The 21,993-nt window shown below is 59.7% G+C and carries 20 protein-coding genes; 8 read left to right on the top strand and 12 right to left on the bottom strand.

Annotated features, from left to right (window positions below):
* Positions 1–71 precede the first annotated feature (71 nt).
* Positions 72–650 carry an ACP phosphodiesterase gene (locus KGB20_RS04220; RefSeq protein ID WP_090453573.1) on the bottom strand — a complete coding sequence of 193 codons (579 nt, stop codon included), beginning with the start codon at positions 648–650 and terminating at the stop codon, positions 72–74.
* Between the two features lie 170 nt (positions 651–820).
* On the opposite strand from KGB20_RS04220, the gene KGB20_RS04215 reads away from it, so the two are divergent.
* From KGB20_RS04215 to KGB20_RS04200, 4 genes are all read left to right on the top strand, one after another.
* Positions 821–1,123: an ArsR/SmtB family transcription factor gene (locus KGB20_RS04215; protein WP_008019443.1), complete on the top strand. Its 303-nt coding sequence runs from the start codon at positions 821–823 to the stop codon at positions 1,121–1,123.
* A gap of 34 nt (positions 1,124–1,157) precedes the next feature.
* On the top strand, positions 1,158–2,327 hold the full coding sequence (locus KGB20_RS04210) for an MFS transporter (RefSeq protein ID WP_057716077.1): 1,170 nt from the start codon (positions 1,158–1,160) through the stop codon (positions 2,325–2,327).
* 21 nt (positions 2,328–2,348) lie between these two features.
* Complete coding sequence (locus tag KGB20_RS04205) at positions 2,349–3,398, top strand: alkene reductase (RefSeq protein ID WP_102672173.1); 1,050 nt, start codon at positions 2,349–2,351, stop codon at positions 3,396–3,398.
* Between the two features lie 261 nt (positions 3,399–3,659).
* Positions 3,660–4,193, top strand: a complete 534-nt coding sequence (locus KGB20_RS04200) for a hypothetical protein (RefSeq protein WP_057716079.1) — start codon at positions 3,660–3,662, stop codon at positions 4,191–4,193.
* A gap of 307 nt (positions 4,194–4,500) precedes the next feature.
* Here KGB20_RS04200 and emhR read toward each other — a convergent pair whose 3' ends face one another.
* Entirely contained in the window at positions 4,501–5,133 is a 633-nt protein-coding gene (emhR, locus tag KGB20_RS04195; protein ID WP_057716080.1) for an efflux system transcriptional repressor EmhR, read from the bottom strand.
* A gap of 277 nt (positions 5,134–5,410) precedes the next feature.
* Here emhR and emhA point away from each other — a divergent pair, with 277 nt between their 5' ends.
* From emhA to emhC, 3 genes are read left to right on the top strand one after another with little or no spacing between them, the layout of a single operon-like run.
* The gene (gene emhA, locus KGB20_RS04190; protein WP_057716081.1) at positions 5,411–6,568 is read left to right on the top strand and encodes an efflux RND transporter periplasmic adaptor subunit EmhA; all 1,158 of its coding nucleotides are present in this window, start codon (positions 5,411–5,413) and stop codon (positions 6,566–6,568) included.
* A 3-nt stretch (positions 6,569–6,571) separates the two neighbouring features.
* Positions 6,572–9,733: an efflux RND transporter permease subunit EmhB gene (emhB, locus tag KGB20_RS04185; RefSeq protein ID WP_057716082.1), complete on the top strand. Its 3,162-nt coding sequence runs from the start codon at positions 6,572–6,574 to the stop codon at positions 9,731–9,733.
* Positions 9,733–11,193, top strand: coding sequence for an efflux RND transporter outer membrane subunit EmhC (emhC, locus tag KGB20_RS04180; RefSeq protein WP_057716083.1), 1,461 nt, complete (start codon positions 9,733–9,735; stop codon positions 11,191–11,193). The genes emhB and emhC overlap by 1 nt, the downstream gene beginning before the upstream one ends.
* A 91-nt stretch (positions 11,194–11,284) precedes the next feature.
* Here the strand turns inward: emhC and KGB20_RS04175 are convergent, their stop codons facing one another.
* Complete coding sequence (locus KGB20_RS04175) at positions 11,285–11,776, bottom strand: hypothetical protein (RefSeq protein WP_150812958.1); 492 nt, start codon at positions 11,774–11,776, stop codon at positions 11,285–11,287.
* A 442-nt stretch (positions 11,777–12,218) separates the two neighbouring features.
* Between KGB20_RS04175 and KGB20_RS04170 the strand changes: the two genes are divergently transcribed.
* Positions 12,219–13,478, top strand: a complete 1,260-nt coding sequence (locus tag KGB20_RS04170; protein ID WP_150812957.1) for an OprD family porin — start codon at positions 12,219–12,221, stop codon at positions 13,476–13,478.
* 121 nt (positions 13,479–13,599) lie between these two features.
* On the opposite strand, the gene pcaC is transcribed toward KGB20_RS04170, so the two are convergent.
* From pcaC to KGB20_RS04125, 9 genes are all read right to left on the bottom strand, one after another.
* On the bottom strand, positions 13,600–13,992 hold the full coding sequence (pcaC, locus tag KGB20_RS04165) for a 4-carboxymuconolactone decarboxylase (RefSeq protein WP_008016493.1): 393 nt from the start codon (positions 13,990–13,992) through the stop codon (positions 13,600–13,602).
* A gap of 10 nt (positions 13,993–14,002) precedes the next feature.
* Positions 14,003–14,794 carry a 3-oxoadipate enol-lactonase gene (pcaD, locus tag KGB20_RS04160; protein ID WP_150812956.1) on the bottom strand — a complete coding sequence of 264 codons (792 nt, stop codon included), beginning with the start codon at positions 14,792–14,794 and terminating at the stop codon, positions 14,003–14,005.
* Between the two features lie 12 nt (positions 14,795–14,806).
* Positions 14,807–16,171, bottom strand: coding sequence for a 3-carboxy-cis,cis-muconate cycloisomerase (locus tag KGB20_RS04155; protein WP_150812955.1), 1,365 nt, complete (start codon positions 16,169–16,171; stop codon positions 14,807–14,809).
* A gap of 43 nt (positions 16,172–16,214) precedes the next feature.
* On the bottom strand, positions 16,215–17,519 hold the full coding sequence (locus tag KGB20_RS04150; RefSeq protein WP_090453557.1) for an MFS family transporter: 1,305 nt from the start codon (positions 17,517–17,519) through the stop codon (positions 16,215–16,217).
* Between the two features lie 196 nt (positions 17,520–17,715).
* Entirely contained in the window at positions 17,716–18,282 is a 567-nt protein-coding gene (pcaG, locus tag KGB20_RS04145; protein WP_102672182.1) for a protocatechuate 3,4-dioxygenase subunit alpha, read from the bottom strand.
* Between the two features lies 1 nt (position 18,283).
* Positions 18,284–18,988, bottom strand: a complete 705-nt coding sequence (gene pcaH / locus KGB20_RS04140) for a protocatechuate 3,4-dioxygenase subunit beta (RefSeq protein WP_223532024.1) — start codon at positions 18,986–18,988, stop codon at positions 18,284–18,286.
* A gap of 37 nt (positions 18,989–19,025) precedes the next feature.
* Positions 19,026–20,231 carry a 3-oxoadipyl-CoA thiolase gene (gene pcaF, locus KGB20_RS04135; protein WP_191626086.1) on the bottom strand — a complete coding sequence of 402 codons (1,206 nt, stop codon included), beginning with the start codon at positions 20,229–20,231 and terminating at the stop codon, positions 19,026–19,028.
* Positions 20,228–21,007 (bottom strand): CoA-transferase subunit beta, encoded by a 780-nt coding sequence (locus KGB20_RS04130; protein ID WP_102672185.1) that lies wholly within the window; start codon positions 21,005–21,007, stop codon positions 20,228–20,230. The genes pcaF and KGB20_RS04130 overlap by 4 nt, the downstream gene beginning before the upstream one ends.
* On the bottom strand, positions 21,007–21,864 hold the full coding sequence (locus KGB20_RS04125; RefSeq protein ID WP_008054173.1) for a CoA transferase subunit A: 858 nt from the start codon (positions 21,862–21,864) through the stop codon (positions 21,007–21,009). The genes KGB20_RS04130 and KGB20_RS04125 overlap by 1 nt, the downstream gene beginning before the upstream one ends.
* Between the last annotated feature and the right edge of the window lie 129 nt (positions 21,865–21,993).

Raw genomic sequence — 21,993 nt, 5'->3', positions numbered from 1 at the left:
GCGGAATGTCATTCAGCTCAGATGTCAGCTGATACACCGCCTTCGCGAGCAAGCCCGCTCCCACAGGGGTTTTATGGTGTTGGATAGTTCCGGGCAAAATCCTGAAGCTGCGGATAGAACAACCTGAAGTCCTCGCTCAACGGTTCATACAACCGCCGCAATTCCTGCATCGCCGCCGCCAGTTCTTCCGGCCGGGTCAGGCGTCGCGAGATCCCGCGCAACACCTGCTCCAGCACTTCGAATTCCTGATACGAACCCAGCCAGTCATTGGCCACCATGTGCGGCGCAATCCTCGCCAGCCGCTCCGGCAATTGCCGTTCGCTGGACAGCACCCGGTAAACGTCCGAAGTGAACAACGCCAGGGGCCGGTCGGCATACAGCGTCCAGTCCCGGGCCAGGCAATGGTCGAAAAACACATCGAGCACGATACCCGCGTAGCGACGACGGGTCAGGGAGAAACGCGACAACGCGACGTCCACCAGCGGATGGCGGTCGGTGAACACGTCGATGCTGCGGTGCAACTGGATAGCCCCCTCGATGTCCGGAGCGAACTGCCCTTGCAGGCGTCCCTTGACGAAATCGCCATACAGACTGCCGAGCAATTGGCCGGGACGCTGGCCACCGAGGTGAAGATGTGCGAGATAGTTCATGGGCGCAGCTTAGCACTGCCCCCTTGCCTTGTTACACTCAACATATCGTTATAACTCGATATACCGAAATGTGAGTTGGTCAGAGCCAAATCATATTTGTATATCGCGAAATACCGATTTAAAGTTCGCCTCATCGCGATATAGCGTTTTAAAAATCACGAGCCCACATCATGACCATCAATCTCGACGAAATAATAAAAGCCCTGGCACACCCAGTACGGCGAGACATCCTGCACTGGCTCAAGGACCCGACCGTCGAATTTCCCGACCAGTCCCACAGTAACGAGCACGGCGTTTGTGCCGGGCAGATCGATCAACGTTGCGGCCTGTCGCAGTCCACGGTGTCCGCACACCTGGCGACCCTGCAACGCGCCGGCCTGATCAGCAGCCGCAAAGTCGGCCAGTGGCATTTTTTCAAACGCAACGAGGAAACCATCCAGGAATTCCTCAAAACCTTCAGTAAAGAGCTCTGACCCTTAACGTCAGTCGGCCGACAAGGAATTAAACATGCCCCTCTCGCTACTCATCCTGGCCTTGAGCGCCTTCGCCATCGGCACCACCGAGTTCGTCATCATGGGCCTGCTGCCCAACGTGGCGGCGGACCTCGGTGTGTCGATTCCCGGTGCCGGCTGGCTGGTGACCGGTTACGCCCTGGGCGTGGCCATCGGCGCGCCGTTCATGGCGCTGGCCACCGCCAGACTGCCGCGCAAGGCAGCCCTGGTGGCGTTGATGGGCATCTTCATTGTCGGCAACCTGCTTTGCGCAGTGGCCGGCGACTACAACGTGCTGATGTTCGCCCGTGTGGTCACCGCCCTCTGCCATGGCGCCTTCTTCGGTATCGGTTCAGTGGTAGCCGCCGGCCTGGTGCCTGCGAACAAACGCGCTTCGGCCGTGGCCCTGATGTTCACCGGCCTGACCCTGGCCAACGTCCTCGGCGTACCGCTGGGCACCGCACTCGGTCAGGAAGCCGGCTGGCGTTCGACCTTCTGGGCCGTGACCGTGATCGGTGTGATCGCGCTGATCGGCTTGATCCGCTTCCTGCCGGCCAAGCGTGATGAAGAGAAACTCGACATGCGCGCCGAATTGGCCGCACTCAAGGGCGGCGGCATCTGGCTGTCCCTGAGCATGACCGCGCTGTTCGCCGCCTCGGTGTTCACCCTGTTCACCTACGTCGCCCCGCTGCTCGGCGAAGTCACCGGCGTTTCGCCCCGTGGCGTGACCTGGACCCTGATGCTCATCGGTCTGGGTCTGACGGTCGGCAACATCATCGGCGGCAAGCTGGCCGACAAAGGCATGGCCGCGACGCTGATCGGTGTGTTCGTCACCATGGCCGTGGTGTCCACCGTGCTGACCTGGACCAGCGTCGCGCTGATCCCTACCGAAATCACCCTGTTCCTCTGGGCCACCGCGTGCTTCGCCGCCGTACCGGCGCTGCAAGTGAACGTGGTGACCTTCGGCAAGGCCGCACCGAACCTGGTGTCGACCCTGAACATCGGCGCTTTCAACATCGGCAACGCTCTGGGTGCCTGGGTCGGCGGCAGCGTGATTGCCCACGGCTTCGGCCTGACCAGCGTGCCGCTCGCGGCAGCCGCACTGGCGGTACTCGCCCTGCTGGTGACCCTGATTACTTTCCGTCAGGGCGGCAATCCCGACCTGGCCCCAGCTACTTCTAACTGATCTCCAAAAGAGAGCCACTAAATGACGACTATTTTCGATCCGATCAAACTGGGCGACCTCGAGTTGGCCAACCGCATCATCATGGCGCCACTGACCCGCTGCCGCGCCGACGAAGGCCGCGTGCCCAATGCGCTGATGGCCGAGTACTACGTGCAACGTGCCACCGCCGGCCTGATCCTCAGCGAGGCCACTTCGGTGACCCCAATGGGCGTCGGCTACCCGGACACCCCGGGCATCTGGTCCAACGATCAAGTGCGTGGCTGGTCCAACGTGACCAAGGCTATCCATGGCGCGGGCGGCAAAATCTTCCTGCAACTGTGGCATGTGGGTCGCATTTCCCACGGTTTGTACCTGAACGATGAAGCCCCGGTCGCTCCGAGTGCCATCCAGCCCAAGGGCCACGTCAGCCTGGTTCGTCCGCTGGCCGACTTCCCTGTACCGCGCGCCCTGGAAACCGCTGAAATCGCCGACATCGTCGACGCTTACCGCGTCGGTGCCGAGAACGCCAAGGCCGCCGGCTTCGACGGTGTGGAAATCCATGCCGCCAACGGTTACCTGCTCGACCAGTTCCTGCAAAGCAGCACCAACCAGCGGACCGATAACTACGGCGGCTCCCTGGAAAACCGTGCCCGTCTGCTGCTGGAAGTGACAGACGCCGCCATCGAAACCTGGGGCGCCGGCCGCGTGGGGGTGCACCTGTCGCCACGCGCCGACCTGCATGACATGGGCGACGACAACCTCGCTGAAACGTTCACCTATGTCGCTCGCGAACTGGGCAAGCGTGGCATTGCCTTCATCTGCTCGCGGGAGAAAGAAGGTGCCGACAGCCTCGGCCCGCAGCTCAAGGAAGCCTTCGGCGGCCCCTACATTGCCAACGAGCGTTTCACCAAGGACAGCGCCAACGCGTTACTCGCCAGTGGCCAGGCCGATGCAGTCGCCTTCGGTGTACCTTTCATTGCCAACCCTGACCTGCCGGCACGCTTGCAGGCTGACGCGCCGTTGAACGAAGCGCGTCCGGAACTGTTCTACGCCAAGGGGCCTGTCGGTTACATCGACTATCCAACCTTGTAGGCCTGCGAAAAACTCGAATAGCCCGGCGTTTTGGACGTCGGGTTTTTTTTGCTTTAAACAAGCCAAAACCCGCTTGTCATACTTAAATCTCTGACAACTTACCTGCCATCTAAATTTGCATCACACCTGCACGTACCTCAATACAAAATTACAATTAAACCCCAGACAAACCCAACAGAACAATCTAATACTTCACAACGCTTCGCTACAACATTCCGAGCGCCACGGAAAGCCTCTCAATAACTTTAAAGGATTAACAGCATGAACAACAATGGCCCGATAAACGTGCCTCGCATCATTGCACGCACAGAATATGAACCTGATGATTCCAGCATTTTTTCTGCTTCAGCCAGTAAATTCCCCAATCAATACACCATAATGACCATTAACATTTCCAACAACACCGATGGCCCGATCCGGCTCTTGAAAGCAGGCTGGGATTTGACCGGAACCTCGCTATCAGCTTTCGAAATCGAAGCGAACGATGAGCAAACCCTCGATCTTCCTTACCTTCGGGACTTCTCAAGTAATGGAATGTATTACAACAAAAGAAAGTTCGCCCCGATCCTGCAACAGTTCTCGTACATTACCGAAGATGGATTAATATTCACGCTAGCTATTCAGCTGACAGTTTCAGTGGTTTTCGGCGTCCTGCATCCGAACCTGAAACCAAATTGGTCAAAAACAATAACGCGATCCGGCAACAGCAACAGCTCATATAAGGTCACTGCCGACATCACGAAAAAGAATAAAGAGGCGCCCTTCAGTTTTAGCGTCGACTTGATAGTCGGTTGATACTGATCAGATAGAAAAGACGCCGGTGAAAAAACGTATCAAATCAGCTTGCTGATGCATTTTCTTCGCCACATTCCAGGCCCCGGCTCGCAAATCCGGGGTTCTTTTTAGCAGTAGTGGAATCCGCACGAGGTTCACTCCCCATGCAAGCTCGACACAAAATTCCTACAAATTATGTAGCCTGGTAGCTGTCAACCTGGCACACGTCCGTATATAAAAGCCCCCATTGCAAAAAAGGCACGCGAAGTAAAATGATCCTCGGTGACTTCAACGGTTGACTTGCAGGGAGCCAATTTATCATTTTGTTTCATTTGCACAGGCTGGGGCTAAAGCGCAACAGATCCAGCCCGGTATCGACCCAACGCTCGGCTTCGGCGTGCAATTCAAAGCTGTCGGGGGCCAGCAGCCACTGGTACAGGATGCCATCAATATAAGCATGCAAGCTGATCGCGGCGCGGGCCGTGTCGAGGTTTTCCGGCAACTGACCGCGATTCACTGCATTACTCAGGGCCAGACCGATCCGCACATTGCATTCGAGGCTGGCTGACACCCGTTGTTGGCGCAGGTCGCACATTTCATCGGTGAATTCGCACTTATGAAAAAGAATCTCATTGATGCGTCGGGTTTTCGGGTCCAGCGCAATTTGATGAAACAAATGAATCAGCAACTTTCGCATGCAGCCCAGAGGATCGAGTTCGTCTTCGCTTTCGCTGGCCTTGGCCATTTCTTCCAGCGGCTCATGCAGAGTGTCGAGCATGGCCTGCACCAGATCCGCCTTGTTGCTGAAATGCCAGTAGATGGCCCCTCGAGTGACGCCGGCCAGGGTCGCGATGTCCGCCAGGGTCGTGCGTGCCACGCCTCGCTCGAAAAAGGCCTTTTCGGCCGCCACGAGAATTTGCGCGCGGGTTTCCTGAGCTTCCTCTTTGGTACGACGGACCATGGCAGTACAACCTCAATCAGGGTGCTTCAGCGATGCCTGAACATCAGCTGAATAAAAGTGGGGCGAACGTTCCGGGGATTCGTCCCCGGCCTACAATTCCAACCTTTCAACGGCTTGTGTAGCGGCTTGTGTAACGGCGTTGATACGCAGCCTGGGTATTTACAAACAGCCATGTACGTAAGTATATTCCTTAGCAAGCTACTTATCCACTCGGCAAACATTTTTCAACCTTCCACCTTTCTAGTGCGCACCTTGCGTGCCTGACCCGAGGATTTTCATGCAATTCAAGCCAGCTGTTACCGCTCTGGTCGCCGCCGTCGCCCTGGCATCGCTGCTCAGCGGATGCAAAAAGGAAGAGGCAGCACCGGCCGCCCCACCGCCTCAGGTCGGCGTCGTGACTCTGCAACCTCAAGCTTTCACCCTGACATCCGATCTGCCCGGCCGTACCAGTGCGTTCCGCATTGCCGAAGTCCGCCCACAGGTCAACGGCATCATTCTCAAGCGCCTGTTCAAGGAAGGCAGTGACGTCAAGGCCGGCCAGCAGCTGTACCAGATCGATCCGTCGGTCTATGAAGCGACGCTGAAAAGCGCTGAAGCCAACCTGCGCTCGACCAAGTCGATTTCCGACCGCTACCAGCAACTGGTCAACGAACAAGCCGTAAGCCGTCAGGAATACGACACCGCCGTGGCCAACCGCCTGCAATCGGAAGCCGCGCTGCAAACCGCGCAGATCAACGTGCGCTACACCAAGGTCTATGCCCCGCTGACCGGCCGCATCGGCCGCTCCTCGGTGACCGAAGGCGCGCTGGTGAGCAATGCCCAGGCCGATGCGATGGCGGTGATCCAGCAAATCGACCCGATCTACGTCGACGTGACGCAGTCCTCGGTCGAGCTGCTGCAACTGCGCCGTGAGCTGGAAAGCGGTCGCCTGCAGAAAGCCGGCGACAACACGGCTTCGGTCAAGCTGACCCTCGAAGACGGCAGCGACTACAAGCTGGACGGCAAGCTGGAGTTCTCCGAAATCTCGGTTGACCAGACCACCGGTTCCGTCACCCTGCGCGCCATTTTCCCGAACCCTGACCACACCCTTCTGCCTGGCATGTTCGTGCACGCCAAGTTGCTGGCCGGTGTGAACAGCGCGGCGATCCTGGCCCCGCAGCAAGGCGTGACCCGCGACCTCAAAGGTACGCCGACCGCACTGGTTGTCGGCCCGGACAACAAGGTCGAACTGCGTCAACTCAAGGCCAACCGCACCGTCGGTAACCAATGGCTGATCGAAGACGGCCTGAAGGCCGGCGATCGCCTGATCACCGAAGGTCTGCAATTCGTCAAACCTGGCATCGAAGTCAAGGCCAGTGAAGCGACCAACGTAGCCGTAAAGAACCCGGCCCCCGCCCAGGTAGCTGATAAAGCCTCTGGCGGCAAAGGGGAGTAAACCATGTCGAAATTTTTTATCGACCGTCCGATTTTCGCCTGGGTAATTGCCCTGGTGATCATGCTGGTCGGGGCACTATCGATCCTCAGACTGCCAATCAACCAGTACCCGAGCATTGCGCCTCCAGCGATCGCCATCTCCGTGGCCTACCCGGGTGCTTCGGCACAAACGGTTCAGGACACCGTGGTTCAGGTGATCGAGCAACAGCTCAACGGTATCGACAACCTGCGTTATGTCTCGTCGGAAAGTAACTCCGACGGCACCATGACCATTACCGCGACCTTCGAGCAAGGCACCAACTCCGACACCGCGCAGGTCCAGGTCCAGAACAAGCTGAACCTGGCCACCCCGCTGTTGCCGCAAGAAGTGCAACAGCAAGGTATCCGCGTCACCAAGGCGGTGAAGAACTTCCTGTTGGTGATCGGCGTGGTGTCGCGTGACGGCAGCATGACCAAGGACGACCTGTCCAACTACATCGTGTCGAACATGCAGGACCCGATCTCGCGGACCGCCGGTGTCGGCGACTTCCAGGTGTTCGGTTCCCAGTACGCCATGCGAATCTGGCTCGACCCGGCCAAGTTGAACAACTTCAACCTGACCCCGATCGACGTCAAGACCGCTATCGCCGCGCAAAACGTCCAGGTGTCGTCCGGCCAGCTCGGCGGCCTGCCTGCCCTGCCCGGCACCCAGTTGAACGCGACCATCATCGGCAAGACCCGCCTGCAGACCGCGGAAGAGTTCGAAAAGATCCTGCTCAAGGTCAACAAGGACGGTTCCCAGGTTCGCTTGAGGGATGTTGCCGAAGTCGGCCTGGGGGGTGAGAACTACAGCATCAACGCCCAGTTCAACGGTGCCCCGGCTTCCGGCCTGGCGGTGAAACTGGCCACCGGTGCCAACGCGCTCGATACCGCCAAGGCCCTGCGCGCGACCATCGACAGCCTCAAGCCGTTCTTCCCGCAAGGGATGGAAGTGGTGTTTCCGTATGACACCACTCCGGTCGTAACCGAATCGATCAAGGGCGTGGTTCACACCCTGGTCGAAGCGGTCGCCCTGGTGTTCCTGGTGATGTTCCTGTTCCTGCAGAACTTCCGCGCCACCATCATCACCACGATGACCGTGCCGGTGGTATTGCTCGGTACATTCGGCATCCTCGCGGCCGCCGGTTTCAGCATCAACACCCTGACCATGTTCGGCATGGTGCTGGCCATCGGCTTGCTGGTGGACGACGCCATCGTCGTGGTGGAAAACGTCGAACGGGTGATGAGCGAAGAAGGTCTGTCACCCAAGGAAGCCACCAAGAAGTCCATGGGCCAGATCCAGGGTGCACTGGTCGGTATCGCCCTGGTGTTGTCGGCGGTTCTGCTGCCGATGGCGTTCTTCAGCGGTTCCACCGGTGTGATCTACAAGCAGTTCTCGATCACCATCGTCTCGGCCATGGCCCTGTCGGTACTGGTCGCGCTGATCTTCACCCCGGCGCTTTGCGCCACCATGCTCAAGCCGATTCCCAAAGGCGAGCACGGCGTACCCAAGCGTGGTTTCTTTGGCTGGTTCAACCGCAATTTCGACCGTGGCGTTCGCAGCTACGAGCGCGGTGTCGGCAATATCCTGCAGCGCAAGATCCCGTATCTGCTGGCGTACCTGCTGATCGTGGTTGGCATGATCTGGCTGTTCACCCGCATTCCAACGGCGTTCCTGCCGGAAGAAGACCAGGGTGTACTGTTCGCCCAGGTGCAGACCCCGGCCGGTTCGACGTCCCAGCGCACCCAGGTGGTCGTGGACGAAATGCGTGAATTCCTGCTGCGACCTGGCAAGGATGGCGGCGAAGGCGATGCGGTGAACTCGGTGTTTACCGTGACCGGCTTCAACTTCGCCGGCCGTGGCCAGAGTTCGGGTATGGCGTTCATCATGCTCAGACCGTGGGACGAACGTAACGCCGACAACAATGTGTTCAAGGTGGCGGCCCGTGCCCAACAGCACTTCTTCACCTTCCGCGATGCCATGGTGTTCGCCTTCGCGCCACCGGCGGTACTGGAACTGGGTAACGCCACCGGTTTCGACGTGTTCCTGCAGGACCGTGCCGGTATCGGCCACGAAAAACTGATGGAAGCGCGCAACCAGTTCCTCGGCATGGCCGCACAAAGCAAGATCCTGTCTCAGGTGCGTCCGAACGGCCTGAACGACGAACCGCAATACCAGCTGGAAATCGATGACGAGAAGGCCAGTGCCCTGGGCATTACCATCGCCGACATCAACAACACCCTGTCGATTGCCCTGGGCAGTAGCTACGTCAACGACTTCATCGACCGTGGCCGGGTGAAGAAGGTGTACGTGCAAGGCCAGCCAGGCGCTCGAATGGGCCCTGAAGACCTGCAGAAGTGGTACGTGCGCAACAGTACCGGCAACATGGTTCCGTTCTCGGCGTTCGCCAAGGGCGAGTGGATTTACGGTTCGCCGAAACTGGCCCGTTACAACGGCGTGGAAGCGATGGAAATCCTCGGTGCCCCGGCGCCAGGCTATTCCACCGGTGAAGCCATGCTCGAAGTCGAGGCCATTGCCAAGAAACTGCCGGCGGGTGTCGGTATTTCCTGGACCGGCCTGTCGTACGAAGAGCGTCTGTCCGGTTCGCAAGCACCAGCGCTGTACGCCCTGTCGCTGCTGATGGTGTTCCTGTGTCTGGCGGCGTTGTATGAAAGCTGGTCGATTCCGATCGCGGTGATGTTGGTTGTACCGCTGGGGATCATCGGTGCGCTGATGGCCACCAGCCTGCGTGGTTTGTCCAACGACGTGTACTTCCAGGTAGGTTTGTTGACGACTATCGGTCTGGCGGCGAAAAACGCCATTCTGATTGTCGAATTTGCAAAGGAATTGCACGAACAAGGGCGTAGCCTGCGCGATGCAGCGATCGAAGCCTGCCGCATGCGTCTGCGACCGATCATCATGACCTCGCTCGCCTTCGTCCTCGGTGTGGTACCACTGGCGATATCCACCGGTGCGGGCTCCGGTAGCCAGCATGCAATCGGTACCGGCGTAATCGGCGGTATGATCACGGCCACTGTGCTGGCGATCTTCTGGGTCCCGCTGTTCTTCGTCACCGTGTCGTCCATTGGCCAGCGCAAAATCGCCGACCAGGATGACGCTATTGAAACTTCTAAAGAGGCTGGCTAATGAGCAAGTCGCTACTCTCCCTGGCAGTCGCCGCCTTCGTGCTCGGTGGCTGCTCGCTGATACCTGACTATCAGCAGCCCGAAGCGCCGGTGGCGGGCCAGTACCCGCAGGGCCCGGCGTACTCGCCGGCCCAGGCACCGGCGCAAGCGGCTGCCGAGCAGGGCTGGAAGCAGTTTTTCCATGACCCGGCGCTGCAACAGCTGATCCAGGTTGCTCTGGAAAACAACCGTGACCTGCGTGTCGCGGCCCTGAACATCGACGCGTTCGCGGCTCAATACCGCATCTCCCGTGCCGATCTGTTCCCGGCCGTCTCGGCCAATGGCAGCGGCAGCCGTCAGCGGCTTCCGGCTGATGCTTCCCAGACCGGCGAAGCCGGCATCAGCAGTTCCTACTCGGCAACTGTTGGCGTCAGCGCCTATGAACTCGATCTGTTCGGTCGGGTTCGCAGCCTGAACGAAGAAGCGTTGCAGAAGTACTTCGCCACTGAAGAGGGCCGCCGCAGCACGCAGATCAGCCTGGTGGCCAGCGTGGCCAATGCCTACCTGACCTGGCAGGCCGACAAGGAACTGTACAAGCTGACCCAGGACACCCTCGCCGCCTTCGAGGAGAGCTACAAGCTCACCGCCCGCAGCAACGAAGTCGGCGTCGCCTCGGCCCTGGACCTGGCACAGTCGCGCACCTCGGTGGAAAACGCCCGTGCGCAACTGGCCAAGTACACCCGTCAGGTCGCCCAGGACGAGAACAGCCTGGTGCTGCTGCTCGGCACCGGTGTCCCGGCCAACCTGCAAGCGGCCAAACCACTTGACGACGACCTGCTGAGCGACGTTCCACCCGGCCTGCCGTCGGACCTGCTGCATCGTCGTCCGGACATCCTTCAGGCCGAGTACAACCTGAAGGCCGCCAATGCCAACATCGGCGCGGCGCGGGCTGCGTTCTTCCCGAGCATCAGCCTCACGGCCAATGCCGGCACCCTGAGCCCGGACCTGTCCGGTCTGTTCAAGGGTGGTTCGGGCACCTGGTTGTTCCAACCGCAGATCAACCTGCCGATCTTCAACGCCGGCGCCCTGAGCGCCAGCCTGGATTACTCGAAAATCCAGAAAGACATCGGCGTGGCGAACTACGAGAAGTCCATTCAAACGGCCTTCCAGGAAGTCGCCGACGGCCTGGCTGCCCGCCAGACCTACGTCCAGCAGTTGCAGGCACAGAAAGATTTCGTCAGTGCCAACCAGGACTACTACCGCCTGGCCGAGCGTCGTTACCGCATCGGTGTCGACAGCAACCTGACCTTCCTCGATGCCCAGCGTCAGCTGTTCAGTGCGCAGCAGGTGCTGATCACCGACCGACTGGCGCAGCTGGTCAGCCAGGTCAACCTGTACAAGGCCCTGGGTGGTGGCTGGAACGAACAGACGGCGAAGAACGAGCCGTTGAAAGAAGAAGCGCCGAAGATGAAGTATTTCTGATCGCTTAGTAAAACAGTGACGCACCATGAAGCTCGATACTTCATGATGCGTTACTTAAAACACCTTCCACTCGCCAATCATCGAAATAAACTCAACTAACTTTCACATCCGAATACCCGATCGTAAAACTAGTACCATAAACATCAATCTTCCGCTTATCCTCCTTGCCAGTATTATTAAAAACAAATCGGAAATAACCTTCAATTGATTCAGAATCAATGGATCTGATAGTAAGTGTTCCTTCAGCTGGAGTCCGGGGGTAGCTCGTTGTTCCCTCTCTTTCAAACCGTGCACTCACATCCTTAAGATCATCCGAAATAACGTACGTCTTGCCAGCCTCCAATCCATAGCCCGAAAGATACAGCTCCGTTCCAGCGTGTTCATCCTCTCCTTTGGCAAACAGTGCAAAATGGGGCGCAGACTGTTTCCAGACAAAAAACAATTTCCTTAACTGGATCTCGACTCCCGAATCACTGTCAGGTGGGTCAACCCGAAGAGTCAGATTTATTCTTCCACGGACAGGATGTTCTTTCACCTGTTCGTCGTTCCAATCTTCCGCAGAATTAATCATTATTTCGCTCATGACAATCTCCTAACCGACGTATTAAGATCACATTTCAAAAGACAACCAAAAAAAAATGCTAGACCTCAACATCTTCCAAAACAACTGTCAGATTTAACAGGTTGACACCCCGCCCGCACACATGCAATTTAAAGAGTTAAATAAAACTTAAAGCACATCGTGTTTTTATAAATCTCCGTACACTTCGCCATCCATGAAACGCTACAAAATTTTATGTTCGATAATCGCCCAAAACCCGCCGCCAGCAATTGAACCATCTAGTACATTCCCCGCACCATCCGCTCCACAAGACCAATAACATCAGGTTCGACACCATGTCTGCGCGCCCTGCACCGTCCGGCTGATCACGTTCTTTTTTCCAGACAACTCAATGACTCGTCTGCAATCCCCCCGATTGCGGCCCCCCCCGTTTCATCCCCAAGAATTAGAGAGACCCGAACCCATGACGCCTTCCACCGCGCAGTACCTCGTTCCCGGCCTGATCGCCGCCGCCCTGGCCGGTGCCGCCCTGCCCGCCCACGCCGAAGAGTCGGGTTTTGTCGAAGGGGCCAAGGTCAACCTGAACCTGCGCAACTTCTACATAAATCGCAACTTCACCAACCCGACCAAGGCCCAAGGCAAGGCTGAAGAATGGACGCAGAGTTTCATCCTCGACGCCAAGTCCGGCTTCACCCAGGGCACCATCGGGTTCGGCATGGATGTGCTCGGTCTGTATTCGGTGAAGCTCGACGGCGGTAAAGGCACAGGCGGTACGCAACTGCTGCCGCTGGATCACGACGGTCGCCCGGCGGATAACTTCGGGCGCACCAATGTCGCGTTCAAGGCCAAGCTGTCGCAGACCGAAGTGAAAGTCGGCGAGTGGATGCCGGTGTTGCCAATCCTGCGTTCGGACGACGGTCGTTCGTTGCCGCAAACCTTCCGGGGCGGCCAGATCACGTCGAAGGAGATCAATGGCCTGACGCTCTACGGCGGCCAGTTCCGGCAGAACAGCCCCCGCGATGACAGCAGCATGGACGACATGTCGATGACCGGCAAAGCGGCGTTCACCTCGGACCGTTTCAACTTTCAGGGCGGCGAATACCTGTTCAACGAAAAGCGCACCCAGATCGGCCTGTGGAACGCCGAACTCAAGGACATCTACAGCCAGCAGTTCATCAACCTGACCCACAGCCAGCCATTGGGTGACTGGACCCTGGGCGCCAACCTGGGTTTCTTCTACGGCAAGGATGACGGCAGCGCCCGTGCTGGCGAGCTGGACAACAAAACAATGTACGGCTTGTTTTCGGCCAAATACGGCGGCAACACCTTCTACGTCGGCCTGCAAAAACTCACCGGCGACAACGCCTGGATGCGGGTCAACGGCACCAGCGGCGGTACCTTGGCCAACGACAGCTACAACTCCAGTTACGACAATGCCCAGGAGAAATCCTGGCAAGTACGCCACGACTACAACTTCGCCGCCCTGGGCGTTCCGGGCCTGACCCTGATGAACCGCTACATCAGCGGTGACAATGTGCACACCGGCACCATCACCGACGGCAAGGAATGGGGACGTGAAAGCGAACTGGGCTATACCGTGCAGAGCGGCGCGCTAAAGGACTTGAACCTGAAATGGCGCAACTCGACCATGCGCCGCGACTACAGCAACAACGAGTTCGATGAGAACCGCCTGATCATCAGCTACCCGATCAGCCTGTTGTAAACACAAAACAAATGTGGGAGCGAGCTTGCTCGCGATGGCGGTGTATCAGGCGACATCAATAGTGAATGTGCCGACGCTATCGCGAGCAAGCTCGCTCCCACAGGTTGTTCACCGTTACCGCTTACTCCCGCGATTCAACCCCCAACTCATCCCACACCGACTCGGCCAAGTGGAACGTCGCATTGGCTGCCGGAATCCCGCAATAGATCGCGCTCTGCATGATCACTTCCTTGATCTCGCCACGGCTCACGCCATTGTTGGCGGCGGCGCGCAGGTGCAGTTTGAGTTCGCCCTCGCGGTTCATGCCGATCAGCATGGCGATGGTGATCAGGCTGCGGGTATGGCGTGGCAGACCCTCGCGAGTCCAGATGTCGCCCCAGGCGTGGCGGGTGATCATTTCCTGGAACTCCGAGTTGAACTCGGTCAGGGTGGTCAGGCTGCGGTCGACGTGAGCATCGCCCAGTACCGCGCGACGGACTTTCATGCCTTCGTCGTAACGTTGTTTCTCGTCCACGGAATATCCCTCAACGAGCCTTCAGAAAGGCCAGAACACATTCGCTGAAATCAGCGCCAGCCTGCACATTGGACAAGTGCGCAGCGTAGAACTCGGCGTACTCGGCGCCCGGCACATGCTCCTGAATGAAGTGCCCACCCGACGGCGGCGTGACCGCATCCTCAGTGCCGGCGATCACCAGCAGCGGCGCCTTGATCGAGGACAACTGATCGCGGAAATCGGCATCGCGCACAGCTGCGCAATTGGCTGCGTAACCTTCTGGCGAAGTCGCCGCCAGCATGTCGGTAATCTGCTTGGCCGCCGCCGGGTTGGCTTCGGAGAAATCCGGGGTGAACCAGCGGGCAATCGACGCATCGCGCAGGGCAACCATGGCCGCCTGACCATCGCGCAGCACCGTTTCGATACGCGGGTTCCACACCGACGGATCGCCGATTTTCGCTGCGGTGTTGCACACGATCAGCTTGTTCAGTCGATCGCCGGCGTTGATCCCCAGCCACTGGCCAATCAACCCGCCCATGGACAATCCGCAGAAATGCGCGCGTTCGATGTGCAAGGCATCCAGCAATGCGAGCACGTCGCGGCCCAGTTGCTCGATGCTGTAAGGCCCCGGTGTCACCAATGACTGGCCATGGCCGCGGGTGTCGAAACGCAGCACGCGAAAATGCTCGGAGAATGCCGGGATTTGCGCATCCCACATGTGCAGGTCCGTGCCCAGGGAGTTGGACAGCACCAGCACCGGCGCATCGACCGGTCCATCGAGTTGGTAATGCAGTTCGCCCTCGGCGAGTTGTACAAAAGCCACAGCAAGTCTCCTTCAGGCAGTCAATGCAGAATGTTCAGCCACCGCCCTCTCGACCCAGGTTTTGGCCTGGCCGAGGTAATGGGCAGGGTCCAGCAGATGATCGAGCTCAGCCGCCGACAGTTCGGCGGTCACTTGTGGTTCGTCGCCGAGGACCGCACGCAGGTGACGTTGTTCGGCCACGGCGCGTTTGCAGCATTGCTCCAACAGATGATGCGCGGTATCGCGCCCAACCCGCTGCGCGAGGACGATGCTCACCGCTTCGGCGAGCACCAGGCCCTGGGTCAAATCGAGATTGCGCGCCATGCGCTCGGCATCCACTTCCAGCCCTTGGACGATCAACAATGCTTGATGCAGGCTGCCCGACACCAGGCAGCAGATTTCCGGCAGGGTTTCCCACTCGGCATGCCACAGACCGAGGCTGCGCTCGTGCTCCTGGGGCATGGCGCTGAACAGCGTCGAAAGCAAACCGGGTACGCGAGTCGCCGCGCCGATCAACACCGCCGCGCCCACCGGATTGCGTTTGTGCGGCATGGTCGAGGAACCGCCCTTGCCCGGCGCCGAAGGCTCGAACACTTCGGCGGCCTCGGTTTGCATCAACAGGCTGATATCACGCCCGAGTTTGCCGAGACTGCCGGCGATCAGGCCGAGCGCAGCGCCGAACTCCACCACGCGATCGCGCTGGGTGTGCCACGGCTGATCGGGCAAGGTCAGTTGCAGTTCTTCGGCCAGCGCTTGGGCAATCGGCATGGCCTGTTCGCCAAGGGCCGCAAGGGTTCCGGACGCACCGCCGAATTGCAGCACCAGCAGACGCGGCTTGAGTTCGGCCAAGCGTTGGCGACTGCGGGTCACCGCCCCCAGCCAGCCGGCGACCTTCATGCCGAGGGTGACCGGTGTCGCATGCTGCAGCCAGGTGCGTCCGGCCAATGGCGTGGTCGCGTAGCGCTGGGCCTGGGACGCGAGTGTCTGCCCCAGTTGTGCCAGGTCGCTCTCGATCAGTTCCAGCGCCCGGCGCAGTTGCAGCACCAGGCCGCTGTCCATCACGTCCTGGCTGGTCGCGCCCAGATGCACATAGCGCTCGGCTTCGGCATCGGTGGCCGCGATCTGCTTGCCCAGCGCCTTGACCAATGGAATCGCCGAGTTACCCGCCGTGGCAATGGCCTCGCCCAACGTCGCAAAGTCATAAAGCCCGGCGCGACAAGCTGCTTCAATCGGCGCGACAGCATTCGACGGAATCATCCCGACCCGTGCTTCGGCCCGGGCCAATGCCGCTTCGAAATCGAGCATGGCCTGGACCCGACCCTGATCGCAGAACACCTCACGCATATCGCGGGCCGTGAAATAGGCATCGAACAATTGATTGCCCGGTCGCTGGTTCATAAACAATTCCTGGAGGCGCGGGCCTGCGGTCCGCGCGTGAAGATCAAAGGTCGTGATGCAGATACTTCGCCTGTTTCGGCAGACGCAGGCTGAACAGGAACGCTATCGCCATCATCACCGTCACGTACCAGTAGAAGGAGTTTTCCATGCCCACGGCCTTGAGGCTCAAGGCCACATACTCCGCCGAACCACCGAAAATCGCATTCGCCACCGCATACGCCAGGCCGACACCCAATGCACGCACCTCGGGCGGGAACATCTCGGCTTTCACCAGGCCACTGATGGAGGTGTAGAAACTGACGATCGCCAGCGCCAGGGTAATCAACACGAAGGCCAGAAATGGACTTGTCACGCTTTTCAGGCTCAACAGGATCGGCACGGTGCACAGCGTGCCGAGGGCGCCGAACCAGAGCATCGAGTTACGCCGGCCGATCTTGTCGGCGAGCATGCCGAAAATCGGCTGCATGCACATATAGAGGAACAGCGCGCCGGTCATGATGTAGCTGGCGGTCTTGGCCGGCATGCCGGCGGTGTTCACCAGGTACTTCTGCATGTACGTGGTGAAGGTGTAGAAGATCAGCGAACCACCGGCGGTGTAACCCAGTACGGTGATGAATGCGGTTTTATGGTCGCGAAACAGGGCGCTGATGCTGCCGGCGTCCTTGTTTTCGCGCATTGCCTTGCTGGTGGTTTCTTTGAGCGAACGACGCAGATACAGCGAAACCAGCGCCGCCATGGCACCCACTACGAAGGGTATCCGCCAGCCGTAGGCACGCAGGTCATCTTCGGTGAGGAACTGCTGCAGGACCACCACCAGCGACACCGCGAGCAATTGGCCGCCAATCAGGGTCACGTACTGGAACGAGGCGAAGAAACCGCGCTGGCCCTTGAGCGCCACTTCACTCATGTAGGTTGCGGTAGTGCCGTACTCACCGCCCACCGACAAGCCTTGCAGCAAACGGGCGAACAGCAACAGGATCGGCGCCCAGACCCCGATGCTGCTGTAGGTCGGCAGGCAGGCGATAAGCAGCGAGCCGAAGCACATCATCAGAATCGAGATCAACATCGAATTCTTGCGCCCGTGCTTGTCCGCCAAGCGCCCGAAAATCCAGCCACCAATCGGCCGCATCAGGAACCCGGCGGCGAACACGCCAGCGGTATTGACCAGCTGCACGGTGGGGTTATCGGACGGGAAAAAGGCCGGTGCGAAATAGATCGCACAGAAGGCGTAGACGTAGAAGTCGAACCATTCAACCAGGTTGCCGGACGAGGCACCGACAATGGCGAAGATCCGCTTGCTGCGTTCTTCGCCCGTATAAAGAGCTATAGGCGCTGTGGGTGTTGTCATTGTTTTTTCACTCAATGGGGACAGTGAGAGTCTAGACACACTTTGCAACACTCCCGTTCCGCAGATGTTTCAGCGAACACACATCCCTGTGGGAGCGGGCTTGCTCGCGAAGGCGTCGTATCAGTCGATATCAATGTTGTCTGATACACCGCTTTCGCGAGCAAGCTCGCTCCCCCAGTTTTTTTGCAGTGTTCACTTAATAGTCGAAGAACACCGTCTCGGCATCGGTACCCTGCAGAATCACATTCCACTGATAAACACCCGACGCATCCTTCTTGGCCAGCAAGGTGCTGCGGCGCTCGGCCGGCACGCACTCCAGCAACGGATCGTTGACGTTGGCCGCCTCGCCTTCAAAGTAGATCCGCGTCAGCAGGTGCTTCACCAAACCACGGGCAAACACCAGAACGACAAGGTGCGGTGCCTGGGTCGTGCCTTTGAGGCCCTCGACCGTACCGGGCTTGATGGTGGTAAAGCGAAAGCGTCCTTCGGCATCCACCGGCACCCGGCCAAAGCCTTCGAAGTTCGGGTCCAGGGGTTTGTCCTGGTCGTCTTCCGGGTGGTCATACTTGCCGGCGGCGTTGGCCTGCCAGACTTCCAGCATCGCGTCGTTGACGATGTCGCCATTGCCGTCGACCACTTGCCCGGTGATCGCCACGCGCTCGCCCAGGGTTTGTTCGACGGTCAGGTTTTCGCGGTTCAGCCAGGTCAGGCCGATGTGGTAGTACGGCCCGACGGTGTGGGACGTGGTCGCAGTCAGCGTCATCTTATTTCTCCATCGGCGTGGCGTCGCGGCCGCGCAAAACGATGTCCCAGCGATAACCGAGGGCATAGGAAGGGATGGTTTTTTCCAGATCGAACGTCGCGATCAAGCGCTCTTTGGCGCTGGTATCGGGTACGCAGTTGTAGATCGGGTCGTACGCCAGCAGCGGGTCGCCCGGGAAATACATCTGCGTCACCAGGCGCGTCAGGATGCTCGGCCCGAACAGCGAGAAATGGATGTGCGCCGGGCGCCAGGCGTTGTGGTGGTTACCCCATGGATAGGCGCCGGGCTTGATGGTCTGGAACTGGTACCAGCCATCGGCGTCGGTCACGGTGCGGCCGGTGCCGGTGAAGTTCGGGTCCAGCGGTGCGTCGTGCAGGTCGCGGGCATGGGCGTAGCGACCGGCGGCGTTGGCCTGCCAGATCTCCACCAGAATCCCCGGCACCGGCAGACCGTTTTCATCCAGCACACGGCCGTGGATGATGATGCGCTCACCCTGAGGCTGCCCCTCGTGCTGGACGGTCAGGTCGTTATCCTTCTCGTTGATGCGCTCGGCGCCGACGGTAGGACCGGTGATTTCCGACAGCGAATGCGGCAGGAACACCAACGGCTTGGACGGCGAGCGCAGGTTGGTGGATTGATAGGTCGGGTGCAGGTACTCCGGCTGGGTGCCTTCCTGCGGGCGACGGTAACCAGGCTTGTCAGTCATGAAACATTCCTCAGTTCTTAAAAGTCTTCAGAGCGCGTCAGACGCGCTCGATCGCCAGGGCCAGACCCTGACCGACACCGACGCACATGGTCGCCAGACCTTTCTTGCCACCGGTTTTTTCCAGCTGATGCAATGCGGTCAACACCAGCCGCGCGCCGCTCATGCCCAACGGGTGACCCAAGGCAATCGCGCCACCGTTCGGGTTGACCTGGGCCGCGTCGTCCGCGATCCCCAGTTCACGCAGCACCGCCAGGCCTTGGCTGGCGAAGGCTTCGTTGAGCTCGATCACGTCGAAATCGCTGACCGCTACACCGAGGCGCTCGATCAGTTTACGCACCGCCGGCACCGGGCCAATGCCCATTACCCGCGGGGCAACACCGGCGCTGGCCATGCCCAGCACTTTGGCACGGGCAGTCAGGCCATGTTTCTTCACCGCTTCGGCCGAAGCCAGGATCAACGCGGCGGCGCCGTCGTTTACACCCGAGGCATTGCCGGCGGTGACGGTCTTGTCGGGGCCGTTGACCGGTTTGAGTTTGGTCAGAACTTCCAGGGTGGTGTCGGCGCGAGGATGCTCGTCCTGGCTGACCACGGTTTCACCCTTCTTGTGGGCTATGCGCACTTCAACGATTTCTTCGGCGAAGAACCCGGCGGCTTGTGCGGCGGCCGTGCGTTGTTGACTGCGCAGGGCGAACGCGTCCTGATCGGCGCGGGACACCTTGTAATCGTCGGCCACGTTGTCAGCGGTCTGCGGCATCGCATCCACGCCGTACTGGGCCTTCATCAACGGGTTGATGAAGCGCCAGCCGATGGTGGTGTCTTCGAGCTTCATGTTGCGCGAAAAAGCGGCATCGGCCTTGCCCATCACGAACGGCGCACGGGACATCGACTCGACACCGCCGGCAATCGCCAGCTCCATCTCGCCGCTGGCGATGGCGCGGAACGCGGTGCCGATGGCATCCATGCCCGAAGCGCAGAGGCGGTTGAGGGTCACGCCGGGAATGGTTTCCGGCAGGCCAGCCAGCAGCAGCGCCATGCGCGCCACGTTGCGGTTGTCTTCACCGGCCTGGTTGGCGCAGCCGAGGAACACCTCGTCCACCGCGTTCCAGTCCACCGACGGGTTGCGCTCCATCAAGGCCTTGATTGGCACGGCAGCCAGGTCGTCGGCACGCACCGTCGACAGGCCACCACCGAAACGGCCGATAGGGGTACGAATCGCGTCGCAGATATAAACGTCACGCATCACGCTTCTCCGGGGGCTTGGCCGTGTGCGGCAGCGGTACGGGCTTCGAGGTCGCGCAGCGCGGTCAGTTCGACTTCAGTCGGCTCGGCGGTTTGCTCAACCTGGTCGGCAAAGCGAATCGCCCAACCGGTGGCAGCAACCACTTGCTCGCGGGTCACACCCGGATGCAGTGCAGTGACCACGAACTCATGGGTACCGGCTTCCGGCTCCATGATGCACAGATCGGTGATGATCCCCACCGGTCCGGCGCCTGGCAGACCGAGACGCTTGCGCGAATCGCCGCCCTCGCCGTGGCCGACCGAGGTAATGAAATCGAGTTTGTCGACAAAGGAGCGCGACGACTGCTTGAGGATGATCAACACGCTCTTGGCGGAACCGGCAATCTCCGGCGCGCCACCTGCACCCGGCAGACGGACTTTCGGCGCGTGGTAATCACCCACGACGGTGGTGTTGATGTTGCCGAAACGGTCGACCTGCGCCGCGCCGAGGAAACCGACGTCAATGCGCCCGCCCTGCAGCCAGTAACGGAAAATCTCGCCGGTCGGCACCACGGTGTCGGCGGTTTCCGCCAGCTCACCGTCGCCAATCGACAGTGGCAATACACTTGGCTTGGCACCGATCGGGCCCGATTCGTAGATCAGCACCACATCAGGCGAGGAAGTCAGGCGCGCGAGGTTGGCCGCTTTCGACGGCAGGCCGATGCCGACGAAGCACACCGAGCCGTTCTTCAGGCGACGGGCAGCGGCAACGGTCATCATTTCATTGGTGGTGTAAGTCATTACTTCGCCTCCGAAGCGGCGGCCAGTTTGGCCTGGAACTCGCTGAAGTCAGCGCTGCCGTGGATGTATTCGTTGATCCACGCGGTGAAGGTTTCACGGTCGCGGGCAATCGGGTCCCAGGCCTGGTAGAAGCGGTTGTCGCGTTCGTTGTAGCCGTGGGCATAGGACGGATGCGCGCCGCCAGGTACGTGGCAAACCGCGCTCAAGGCCCAGGTTGGCAATACACAGGAGTTCATCGGTGCATTGAGGTCGTCGACGATTTCCTCAACGGTGACGATGCAGCGCTTGGCCGCCAGCGCAGCTTCTTTCTGCACGCCGAGGATGCCCCACAGCAGCACGTTGCCCTTGCGGTCGGCTTTCTGCGCGTGAATCACCGTGATATCCGGACGCACCGAAGGCACTGCTGCCAACACTTCGCCGGTGAACGGGCAGGTCACGGATTTGATCAGCGGGTTAACCTTCGGCAAATCGGAACCGGCGTAGGCACGCAGCACCGCGAACGGCAGGCCGGATGCCCCGGCGACGTAGGCGTTGGCCAGGTCGGCGTGGCTGTGTTCTTCGATTTCCAGCGCGTGGGGCCACTGTTTCTCCACAGCGTCACGCAGGCGATGCAGTGAGCCGACACCCGGGTTGCCGCCCCAGGAGAAAATCAGTTTGCGGGCACAACCGGCACCGATCAACTGGTCGTAGATCAAGTCAGGGGTCATCCGCACCAGGGTCAGGTCTTTCTTGCCCTGGCGAATGATTTCGTGACCGGCGGCCGTCGGGATCAGGTGAGTAAAGCCTTCGAGCGCGACCGTATCGCCGTCGTTTACGAATTGCTTCACCGCGTCGTGCAGCGAAAGGATTTCAGCCATTGGGGCAGGCTCCCGTTTATTGTTAACCGACAGTGGAAGAAGGCGCCGATGCGCAGCGCCGGAATGACTGAAGGTTAAGCTTCTGAAAAAGGCCAAACAATCCGATAATCGACTGAGCGTTCGATTATC

This window comes from Pseudomonas sp. BF-R-30 (assembly GCF_019956175.1).
GTDB classification, from domain to species: domain Bacteria; phylum Pseudomonadota; class Gammaproteobacteria; order Pseudomonadales; family Pseudomonadaceae; genus Aquipseudomonas; species Aquipseudomonas jessenii.
This window is presented reverse-complemented; position numbering and strand designations above follow the sequence as displayed.

Coding starts and splice junctions, on each gene's coding strand:
- KGB20_RS04220 (WP_090453573.1), bottom strand. CDS start 650: ATGAACTATCTCGCACATCTTCACCTCGGTGGCCAGCGTCCCGGCCAA.
- KGB20_RS04215 (WP_008019443.1), top strand. CDS start 821: ATGACCATCAATCTCGACGAAATAATAAAAGCCCTGGCACACCCAGTA.
- KGB20_RS04210 (WP_057716077.1), top strand. CDS start 1,158: ATGCCCCTCTCGCTACTCATCCTGGCCTTGAGCGCCTTCGCCATCGGC.
- KGB20_RS04205 (WP_102672173.1), top strand. CDS start 2,349: ATGACGACTATTTTCGATCCGATCAAACTGGGCGACCTCGAGTTGGCC.
- KGB20_RS04200 (WP_057716079.1), top strand. CDS start 3,660: ATGAACAACAATGGCCCGATAAACGTGCCTCGCATCATTGCACGCACA.
- emhR (WP_057716080.1), bottom strand. CDS start 5,133: ATGGTCCGTCGTACCAAAGAGGAAGCTCAGGAAACCCGCGCGCAAATT.
- emhA (WP_057716081.1), top strand. CDS start 5,411: ATGCAATTCAAGCCAGCTGTTACCGCTCTGGTCGCCGCCGTCGCCCTG.
- emhB (WP_057716082.1), top strand. CDS start 6,572: ATGTCGAAATTTTTTATCGACCGTCCGATTTTCGCCTGGGTAATTGCC.
- emhC (WP_057716083.1), top strand. CDS start 9,733: ATGAGCAAGTCGCTACTCTCCCTGGCAGTCGCCGCCTTCGTGCTCGGT.
- KGB20_RS04175 (WP_150812958.1), bottom strand. CDS start 11,776: ATGAGCGAAATAATGATTAATTCTGCGGAAGATTGGAACGACGAACAG.
- KGB20_RS04170 (WP_150812957.1), top strand. CDS start 12,219: ATGACGCCTTCCACCGCGCAGTACCTCGTTCCCGGCCTGATCGCCGCC.
- KGB20_RS04155 (WP_150812955.1), bottom strand. CDS start 16,171: ATGAACCAGCGACCGGGCAATCAATTGTTCGATGCCTATTTCACGGCC.
- KGB20_RS04150 (WP_090453557.1), bottom strand. CDS start 17,519: ATGACAACACCCACAGCGCCTATAGCTCTTTATACGGGCGAAGAACGC.
- pcaG (WP_102672182.1), bottom strand. CDS start 18,282: ATGACGCTGACTGCGACCACGTCCCACACCGTCGGGCCGTACTACCAC.
- pcaH (WP_223532024.1), bottom strand. CDS start 18,988: ATGACTGACAAGCCTGGTTACCGTCGCCCGCAGGAAGGCACCCAGCCG.
- KGB20_RS04130 (WP_102672185.1), bottom strand. CDS start 21,007: ATGACTTACACCACCAATGAAATGATGACCGTTGCCGCTGCCCGTCGC.
- KGB20_RS04125 (WP_008054173.1), bottom strand. CDS start 21,864: ATGGCTGAAATCCTTTCGCTGCACGACGCGGTGAAGCAATTCGTAAAC.